9 protein-coding genes are annotated in these 8,837 nt (G+C 68.7%); 1 reads left to right on the top strand and 8 read right to left on the bottom strand.

Annotated elements, in window-relative coordinates; genetic code table 11:
- Positions 1 to 31: 31 nt before the first annotated feature.
- The gene (gene glgA, locus ACWDTP_RS19525) at positions 32 to 1,144 is read right to left on the bottom strand and encodes a glycogen synthase (RefSeq protein ID WP_450022683.1); all 1,113 of its coding nucleotides are present in this window, start codon (positions 1,142 to 1,144) and stop codon (positions 32 to 34) included.
- Positions 1,145 to 1,308: 164 nt separating this feature from the next.
- On the opposite strand from glgA, the gene glgC reads away from it, so the two are divergent.
- On the top strand, positions 1,309 to 2,523 hold the full coding sequence (glgC, locus tag ACWDTP_RS19520) for a glucose-1-phosphate adenylyltransferase (RefSeq protein WP_450022681.1): 1,215 nt from the start codon (positions 1,309 to 1,311) through the stop codon (positions 2,521 to 2,523).
- Positions 2,524 to 2,577: 54 nt separating this feature from the next.
- Here the strand turns inward: glgC and ACWDTP_RS19515 are convergent, their stop codons facing one another.
- The 7 genes from ACWDTP_RS19515 to ACWDTP_RS19485 all read right to left on the bottom strand — a co-directional run bounded on the left by ACWDTP_RS19515 (position 2,578) and on the right by ACWDTP_RS19485 (position 8,708).
- Positions 2,578 to 3,189: a DUF4126 domain-containing protein gene (locus ACWDTP_RS19515; RefSeq protein WP_450022679.1), complete on the bottom strand. Its 612-nt coding sequence runs from the start codon at positions 3,187 to 3,189 to the stop codon at positions 2,578 to 2,580.
- A gap of 55 nt (positions 3,190 to 3,244) precedes the next feature.
- On the bottom strand, positions 3,245 to 3,919 hold the full coding sequence (locus ACWDTP_RS19510; protein ID WP_450022677.1) for a methyltransferase family protein: 675 nt from the start codon (positions 3,917 to 3,919) through the stop codon (positions 3,245 to 3,247).
- A 12-nt stretch (positions 3,920 to 3,931) separates the two neighbouring features.
- A complete protein-coding gene (locus tag ACWDTP_RS19505; RefSeq protein WP_450022675.1) occupies positions 3,932 to 4,606 on the bottom strand; it encodes a methyltransferase family protein in 675 nt (224 codons plus the stop codon).
- An 18-nt stretch (positions 4,607 to 4,624) separates the two neighbouring features.
- The gene (locus tag ACWDTP_RS19500) at positions 4,625 to 6,244 is read right to left on the bottom strand and encodes an ABC transporter permease (RefSeq protein ID WP_450022673.1); all 1,620 of its coding nucleotides are present in this window, start codon (positions 6,242 to 6,244) and stop codon (positions 4,625 to 4,627) included.
- A complete protein-coding gene (locus ACWDTP_RS19495) occupies positions 6,241 to 7,149 on the bottom strand; it encodes an ATP-binding cassette domain-containing protein (RefSeq protein ID WP_450022671.1) in 909 nt (302 codons plus the stop codon). The genes ACWDTP_RS19500 and ACWDTP_RS19495 overlap by 4 nt, the downstream gene beginning before the upstream one ends.
- A gap of 41 nt (positions 7,150 to 7,190) precedes the next feature.
- Positions 7,191 to 7,877 carry a TetR family transcriptional regulator gene (locus tag ACWDTP_RS19490; RefSeq protein WP_450022685.1) on the bottom strand — a complete coding sequence of 229 codons (687 nt, stop codon included), beginning with the start codon at positions 7,875 to 7,877 and terminating at the stop codon, positions 7,191 to 7,193.
- A gap of 153 nt (positions 7,878 to 8,030) precedes the next feature.
- The gene (locus tag ACWDTP_RS19485) at positions 8,031 to 8,708 is read right to left on the bottom strand and encodes an O-methyltransferase (RefSeq protein WP_450022669.1); all 678 of its coding nucleotides are present in this window, start codon (positions 8,706 to 8,708) and stop codon (positions 8,031 to 8,033) included.
- Between the last annotated feature and the right edge of the window lie 129 nt (positions 8,709 to 8,837).

Raw genomic sequence — 8,837 nt, 5'->3', positions numbered from 1 at the left:
GGCGACCTCACCGCGGCGGTGCTGGTCAACGTCACCCCGATCGGGATGTCGGGTGGCCCCGACGAACATGGCCGTAGGTGCGGGCCGCCCCCGGGTCGGCCACCAGCGAGTTGACCGCGTCGGCCAGGCTGGTCTCGAAGGACTCGGGGTCGCCGGCGTCGTAGTGCACCAGCAGTCCGGTGCGGTGGTCGGCGACCACCTCGGGGATGCCGCCGACGTCGGAGGCCACCACCGCCGTCGCGCACGCCATCGCCTCCAGATTGACGATACCCAGCGGCTCGTACACCGACGGGCACACGAAAACTGTTGCTGCGGAAAGAATTTCGCGAATCTTGGGAATCGGCAGCATCTCCCGCACCCAGAACACCCCGGTCCTGGCGCTGGCCAGCTCGCCCACCGCCGTGGACACCTCCGCGGCGATCTCGGGGGTGTCGGGTGCTCCCGCGCACAGCACCAACTGCACGTCGGGACTGAACCGATGGGCGGCCGCCACCAGGTGCGCCACCCCTTTCTGCCGGGTGATCCGCCCGACGAACGCCACGATCGGGCGGTTCGGATCGACCCCCAGCTCGGCCAGCACCGACTCACCCTCGACCGGGGGCCCGGGGTACCAGACCGTGGTGTCGATACCGTTTCGCACCACGTGCACCCGGCCGGGATCGAGTGCCGGATAGGTGCGCAGCACATCGGCGCGCATGCCCGCACTCACCGCGATCACGGCGTCGGCGGCTTCGATCGCGGTCCGTTCCACCCATGAGGACACCCGGTAGCCGCCGCCGAGTTGCTCGGCCTTCCATGGGCGCAACGGCTCGAGCGAATGCGCGGTCAGCACGTGCGGAATCCCGTACAGCAGCCCGGTGAGGTGGCCCGCCATCCCCGCGTACCAGGTGTGGGAGTGCACGACGGTGGCCTGCGCGGCGGTGTTGACCATGCTCAGGTCGGCCGACAGCGTCGACAGCGCCGGGTTGGCACCCCGCAACGCCGGATCGGGCTGCGCCACCACGGCCCCGTCCCGTGGTGCCCCCATGCAGTGGACGTCGACCTCACACAGGTGGCGTAGCTGGGCGACGAGTTCGGTCACGTGCACCCCGGCACCGCCGTACACCTCGGGTGGATACTCCCGAGTCATCATGGCCACCCGCATAACTGGCACGGTAGTAGTCGCCGGGCCCGGCCGCACGATTGTGGACAACGTTCGCGGAGTTGTTTTCCGCGTTGCCAATCCGGACCGCCGACCAGACCTCCTCACCGGCGACCAATCGTGTCAATGGCTGGCCGCGGTGCTGGCAGGCGGATAGGTTGGCACCCATGAGGGAGTTGCCACATGTGCTGGGCATAGTTCTGGCCGGGGGAGAGGGCAAGCGGCTGTATCCGTTGACGGCGGATCGGGCGAAACCGGCGGTTCCCTTCGGCGGCGCGTACCGGCTGATCGATTTCGTGCTGTCCAATCTGGTCAACGCCCGGTACCTACGGATCTGTGTTCTCACGCAATACAAGTCGCATTCACTTGACCGCCACATCAGTCAGAACTGGCGCCTTTCCGGCTTGGCGGGCGAGTACATCACCCCGGTTCCGGCCCAGCAGCGGCTCGGGCCACGGTGGTACACCGGATCCGCGGACGCCATCTACCAGTCGCTGAACCTGATCTACGACGAGGATCCCGACTACATCATCATCTTCGGGGCCGACCACGTGTACCGCATGGACCCCGAGCAGATGCTGCAGTTCCACATCGAGAGCGGGGCGGGGGCCACCGTTGCGGGTATCCGGGTGCCGCGCGCGGAGGCCACCGCGTTCGGCTGCATCGACGCCGACGATTCGGGGCGCATCCGCGAGTTCGTGGAAAAACCGGCCGATCCGCCCGGCACCCCCGACGACCCCGAGCAGACCTTCGTGTCGATGGGCAACTACATCTTCACCACCAAGGTGCTCATCGATGCGATCCGCGCCGACGCCGACGACGACGACTCCGATCACGATATGGGCGGCGACATCATTCCGCGGCTGGTCTCCGATGGGATGGCGGCGGTGTACGACTTCAACAACAACGAGGTGCCCGGCGCCACCGAACGCGATCACGGCTACTGGCGCGATGTCGGGACCCTCGATGCGTTCTACGACGCGCACATGGACCTGGTGTCGGTGCATCCGGTGTTCAACCTGTACAACAAGCGCTGGCCGATCCGGGGCGAGTCGGAGAACCTGGCGCCGGCCAAGTTCGTCAACGGCGGATCCGCCCAGGAGTCGGTCGTGGGGGCGGGCAGCATCATCTCGGCGGCCTCGGTGCGCAATTCGGTGCTCTCCTCCAACGTGGTGATCGACGACGGCGCGATCGTGGAGGGCAGCGTGGTGATGCCGGGGGTGCGGGTCGGCCGCGGTGCGGTGGTCCGGCACGCGATCCTGGACAAGAACGTCGTCGTCGGCCCCGGTGAGATGGTCGGCGTCGATCTGGACAAGGACCGGGAGCGCTTCGCACTCAGTGCGGGTGGCGTGGTCGCGGTGGGCAAGGGCGTCTGGATCTGAGCACGCCGGGGCGAGCGAAGCGACGGGAAATCAGGCCGGGGCGCGTCTCCGCGCTCATTCCCACGGGTCGACCGGCACCGGCGGCGCCGGCACCCTGGCACGGGCACGTCGGCGCCATCGGCGCCACAGCCGAAACACCCCCAACGCCAGCGCCACGAGGACCACAACCGGCAGCAGGATCGCCACGAACACCAGTCCGATGCTCGTGACGTCCTCGACCGTCGACAGCACCGGGGCGGCGACCCCGGCGGACGCGACGTTCGCCGCGGGCCGCACCGCCGTCTTCGTCAGCGACACCACCAGGGCCGTGACCACCCCGATGGCCACCGGAATCCATTGACCGGATTGGGCGAACGCCCCGGGATCGGTGACCGCGGCGGTCTGTGAAGCTGTGCCGGAACCGAATACGATGCCGCCCGCGGTGGGCCGTACGAACGTCTGGATGGTGTCGTTGACGGTGTCGAGTGCCGGGATCTTGTCGGCGACCACCTCGACGACCAGCAGCACCCCGACGATCGCCATCACCCAGCCGTTCTCCAGCCACGCCCACCCGTGCGGCAGCGACAGCAGATCGGTGAACCGGGACAGCAGGCCCAGCGCCAGCAGCGGGATGTAGGCGTTCAATCCCGCCGCGGTGGCCAGACCGAGGCCGGTCAGCAGTTCCACCCGGTCATTATTGCCGCGCGGACCCGGCGCGGGCGGGAGGTTCGGCCGAAACCCGTCACCACACCCGGGGCACCAGCCGGTGGCGGACCTGGCGGGTGTACTCCCGGTAGCCGGTCAGCTCCTGGTTGAGCAGCGCCTCCTCGTCACGGATCCGCGCGGCGAGCACGGCGATGCCGGGCAGGACCAGAACCAGCCCCCAGTATGAGCCCAGCGCGGGCGGTATGCCGACCATCATGATCACGTTGCCCAGGTACATCGGGTGGCGCACCACGCCGTACAGGCCGTGCGATACCACCGTCTGGCCCGGTTCCACCGTGACATTGGCGGCCGCGTAACTGTTCTGGACGACCACGAGCATCGCGATGCCCAGCCCGGCCGCGACCAACACGTCCCCGGCCACCGAGATCGCCGCGGGCACCGGCGACCAGCCCAGCCGATGATCCAACGCACTCACCGCGATCAACGCACCGAACAACCCAAAGGCCATCGCGCTCGCCACCTTCTGCGCGGGCCTGGTTTCGGCGGCGGGCCCGGCCCGCATGCGCCGGCGCAGCGCCGCCGGATCACGCAGCGCCAGATAGATACTCGGGAGGTTGGTGACCGTGGCGAACACCGCGATGAAGGTCCAGCCCTGCCAGTAGTGCAGTGTGCCCGCCGGCCCGAACACCAACCCGAGGAATACCGCGAGCCCGACGATGACCGCCACGCCACCCCGCAGCCAGATCTTCATGCCGGACTCGATTCACCACACGTAGGGCACCAGGCGATAGCGCACCTTGTGCGTGTACTCGTCGTACCCGTCGAGCTCGGTCCGCAGCATCTTCTCCTCGTCGCCGATCCGGACCGCGAAGACCAGCGCCGCCGCCAGACCCACCAGCAGCGCCCAGTAGGAACCGAGCGCCAGCGGGGTCCCGGCCATCATCAGCACCGCCCCGAAATACATCGGATGGCGCACCAGCCCGTACAGGCCGGTGGACACCAGCTCCTGTTCGGCCTCGACCCGAATGCTGGCCCCGGCGAAGCTGTTCTGGAAGACCACGGCCTGAGCGAGCACGAGACCGACGCCGACCAGGACGTCACCGAGGACGACGAGCCCGATCGGCACGCTCGACCAGCCGAACCGGTGGTCGAAGGAGCTGAGGGCGAGCGCCCCGAACGCCGCCACCACGATCGCCCAGATAACCAGCTTCTGCACGAGTCTGGTTTCGGCCGCGGGTCCGCCATGCAGGCGGCGCTCCAGCGCGGCGGGATTCTTGACCGCCAGGTAGAAGCTCGGGACGATGGTGGTCGCGACGAACACGGCGATGAAAACCCAGGCTTCCCAATAGGCGAACGTGCCGGCCGGCCAGAACAGGGCCACGCCGAAGAGCAGCAGGCCGAACGCACTGGATCCGAGCATCTGTAGAACGAGTTTCATGATCCTCTCCTGTTCTGTTCACACCACGTCGCGGTTGCGGTAGATCAGTCCGGCGATCGCCGCCAATAGCGTTGCGGCGACCAGCATCACGGCGAGCGACACCGCCGGGAAATCCGAGGGGACCGAGGTCTGCCCGACCGGGGACAGCTCGATGAGCCAACGCGGCAGCCGCAGCAGCGCGCCGAGGTAGAGCGCGACGACGACAAAAGTCACCGCCAGCCACCCGATCCACGGCGCCCGCAGTGCGACGGCCAGGGCGGCCAGGGTGGCCAGCACGGCCATCGCGGGCAGGAACGCCAGGCCGGCCGCGGTCAGCCGCACGATCGTGACCGGCTCTCCCAGCGTCAGTCCCGCGCCCAGCCCGTTGCCCAACCCGGCGAAGAACATCAGGATGCAAGATCCCAGCAGGGCACTGAGGACCGCGCCGAGCAGCCAGTGCCAGCGGGATACCGCCCCGGCCAGCACCGGCTCACCCAGACCGCTCTGCTCGTCGCCGTACACCCGCAGCACCGCCGATACGACATAGGCCCCGGCGGCGGCCGCCAGGAACTGGGTCATCGTGGTGTACACCCCGTCGTTGCCCTGCGCGGCCAGCACCCGAGCGATGAGTTCGTTGTCCTCGGCGGCGTCCATGAGCGATTTCGTCATCGAGCCGAATGCCAGGCCGGCCAGGAACAAGCCGACACTCCAGCCGATGATCTGACCGCGTTGCACGGCCAGGTGTAACCGGATGGGCCCGCCGATCCGGTGGGCGCCGGGCCGTTCGCCGGTGGCCGGGACGGTACCCGCGTCGTACTGACGGCGGTTCTCCAGCAGGCCCGCCAGGGCCGTCAGAACCAGGGCGAGGACAACCAGCAGAACCAGCGGCCACCACCGCAATTCGGCGAACGGGCGCATCTGCTGGGCCCATGCGAGGGGGGAGAACCAGCTCAGCGTGCTGCCGGAGTTGTCGATCACATCGCCGACGCCGCGGATCAGGGCCGTCAAGGCGAGGAGAGCCATCGCCGCCCCGGTCGCGGTGCGGGCCTGCCGCCACAGCTGAGCGGTCACGGCGGCCAGCGTGCCGAACACCATGGCCACCGCGGTCACGCCGAGGCACATCGCCGCCGTATCGAGCAGCGGCTGGCCGGTCGAGGCCATCGCCAGCGTCATCGTGACGACCAGCACCGCATTGACCGCACCGATCAGGATCAGGGCCGCGGCCGTGCGGGCATCACGTCCGACCGCCGAGGACAACACCAGTTCGGCTGCCCCGCTTTCCTCCTCGGCGCGGGTGTGACGAATCACGGTGAGTATCGCCAGGATCGAGGTGGTGATGATGAGGGTGAGGGTCAGCTCATTGGCCATCATCACGCCGAGGTCGGTCTCGTTGCGGCCGAACATGGGTCCGCCCAGCATCATTCCGGCCGGCGTCTTGAGCAGCTCGATCCGGGCCAGCCGCTGCTGTTCCTGCGGATAGGCCAGTGCGAGCGCGTTGGGCGCGTAGGCCATCATCAGGGTCAGCACCGCGATCCACACCGACAGCCGGACCCGGTCGCGCCGGACGGCCAGCCGCAGCAGCTGCCCGACACCGGTCAGCCGTGAGGTCCCCGCCGTCGGGCCGGTATCGGCGGATGGTGCCTGCACCGGGCTGTTCACGCCGTCACGCTCTGATACTCGCGCAGGAACATGTCCTCGAGCGATGCCGGCGCGACGGTGAGATCCTCGATGCCGATGTCGGTCAGATGCTCCATGGTGAACTCCAGGTCGGCCCGGTCCACCGAGAAGCTGATCCGGCCGTCCCGGCAGCTGAACTCGTGCACGTACGGGATCCCGGCCAGCGCCCGGCCGTCGCCGCGGGTGCGTGCCGTCACCGTGGTGCGCATCAGATGGCGCAGCTCGGCCAGCGTGCCCGAGCGCACGGTCCGGCCGGCCCGGACGATCGTGACGTTGTCGCAGAGCTTTTCGACCTCGGCGAGGATGTGGCTGGACAGCAGCACCGCCGCGCCGCGGTGGGCCGCCTCGGCGACACACTGCTGGAAGACCCGTTCCATCAGCGGGTCGAGACCGGAGGTGGGCTCGTCGAGGATGTAGAGCTCGGCGTCGCAGCTGAACGCCGCGACGATGGCCACCTTCTGCCGGTTGCCTTTCGAGTAGGTGCGGGCCTTCTTGTGCGGGTCGAGCTCGAAACGTTCGATCAGCTGATCGCGGCGGCGGGTGTCCCGGTCGGTGCCGTTACCGCGCAGCCCGCACAGGAAGTCGATGGCCTGCAGGCCGGTCAGGTTCGGCCACAACGTGACATCGCCCGGTACGTAGGCGATCCGGCGGTGCAGGGCCACCGCGTCGCGCCACGGATCGCCGCCGAGCAGCCGCACGGCGCCGCCCTCGGCGCGCAGCAACCCGAGCAGCACCCGGATCGTGGTGGACTTGCCCGCGCCGTTGGGCCCGAGGAATCCGGTGATCTGACCGCGCGCGACGGACAGGTTCAGCCCGTCGAGGGCCACGGTGCGACCGAACGACTTCGACAGACCACGGATCTCGACGGCAGGTGACCGATTCGGCATTGAATCCTCACTCGATGGAATGGATGGGTGTCAGGCGTAGGTCACGCCGGTTCGGCTGTGCCACTGCCGGATTCGGCGGGGGCGACGAACGGGATGCCTTGTTCGTGCTGGCGGACGAAGGCGTCGTACATGGTCGAATCGGCGAGCACGCCGTTGGTCATGACCTCGAGCGCGGGCAGCATCATCTCCTCGCCGTAGCTGCGCAGGACCGCGGCGATGTCGGTCGGGTCCTCGTGCATCTGCAGATACAGCAGCAGGCTGCCGCCGCTGGTGATCGACAGGTATCTGGCCCTGGCCCGCGGGTCACGGCTGGGCTTCAACGTGCCGGCCCGGACCCCCTCCTCCAGGTACTGCTCGGCGTTGTCGATCATCCGGCGCCACCACGCCTTGGCCAGGTCCCCGCCCGTCTGCAGGCTGCGCACCAGGTAGGCGACCAGGGGGGTGAAGGTCTCGATCGCGGCCACCTGAGCCAGCCATTCGGCGGGGTCGGCGGTCTGCATGGACTCGGACTTGACCTCGCGCACCACCTCGGCCACGTAGTCGTCGCAGGCCTTGCGCAGGCCCTCCTTGGAGCCGAAGTGGTGGATGACGAGCGCCGCGCTGACGCCCGCGGCCTCGGCGATGCTCCGCAGGCCGACGCTGAAACCGTGCCGGCCGAACTGTTCGATCGCCGAGTCGCGGATGCGGGCGATCGTTGTCCGATCATCGACTGAACGCATGTTTAGGATGCTAAACAGCTGTTTAGTGCAACGTCAAGGAAGTGGCCCGTCAGGAATCCGTAAAGATCACTTTTCTTGGCCGAGCAGACACAAACCTGCCCATTTTCCGGCGGAAATAGGCAGGTTTACGTCTGCTCGCGCGGGATCTCGCGCGGGGACAGGTCAGTCGCGGGCGGCGGCGAGCAGGCCGTCGCCCAGCGGGATCAGCACCGGGGTGAGCCGCTCATCCTCGGCGATCAACCGGGCGGCCTCGCGCACGGCGCCGACCTCGGCGTCCTGGGCGGAGGCGTCGCCCGCACGTCCACCGAGCGCGGCCCGGTGCACGACGATCGCGCCGCCGGGACGCAGCAGCCGGACCCCCTCGGCCACGAACTGCGGCTGGTCGATCGGATCGGCGTCGATGAACACCAGGTCATAGGACTCATCGGCGAGTCGGGTCAGCACCTCCTGGGCCCGCCCGCTGATCAGCCTGGTGCGGCCCGGGCCGACCCCGGCCTCGACGAACCCCTGTTTGGCGATCCGCTGATGCTCGGGTTCGAGGTCGATCGTGGTGAGCACCCCGTCGTCGCGCATACCGGACAGCAGCCACAGCCCGCTGACGCCGGCCCCGGTGCCCACCTCGACGACCGCGCGGCCCCCGGTCAGCCGGGCCAGCACGCTGAGCAGGGCGCCGACGGCCGGTGTGACCGCTCCGGCGCCGATGTCGTCGGCCCGTTCGCGGGCCGCGGCCACGATCGCATCCTCCGAGATCGACCGTTCGGCATGCGTCGCGATCGCCTCGGCGCGGCTGGGGTGCGCGCCGCACCCGTTCGCGTCGGAGGTGTCGTCGGAGCTGGCCATGCCCGCAGCGTAGGCCAGGGATATCCGCCGGTGCCGCGACACGCCCGCGCAGGAGGGGAAATGGCGGCGAATAATCGCTGGTTCACGCTGGTTGTAGCCGCTATCGTCGGCATTCTCAGTAAAAGTTCA

The sequence above is a fragment of the Mycobacterium sp. NPDC003449 genome, from assembly GCF_053588415.1.
Note: the sequence above shows the minus strand (reverse complement) of the source record. Positions and strands in the feature narration are given on the sequence as shown.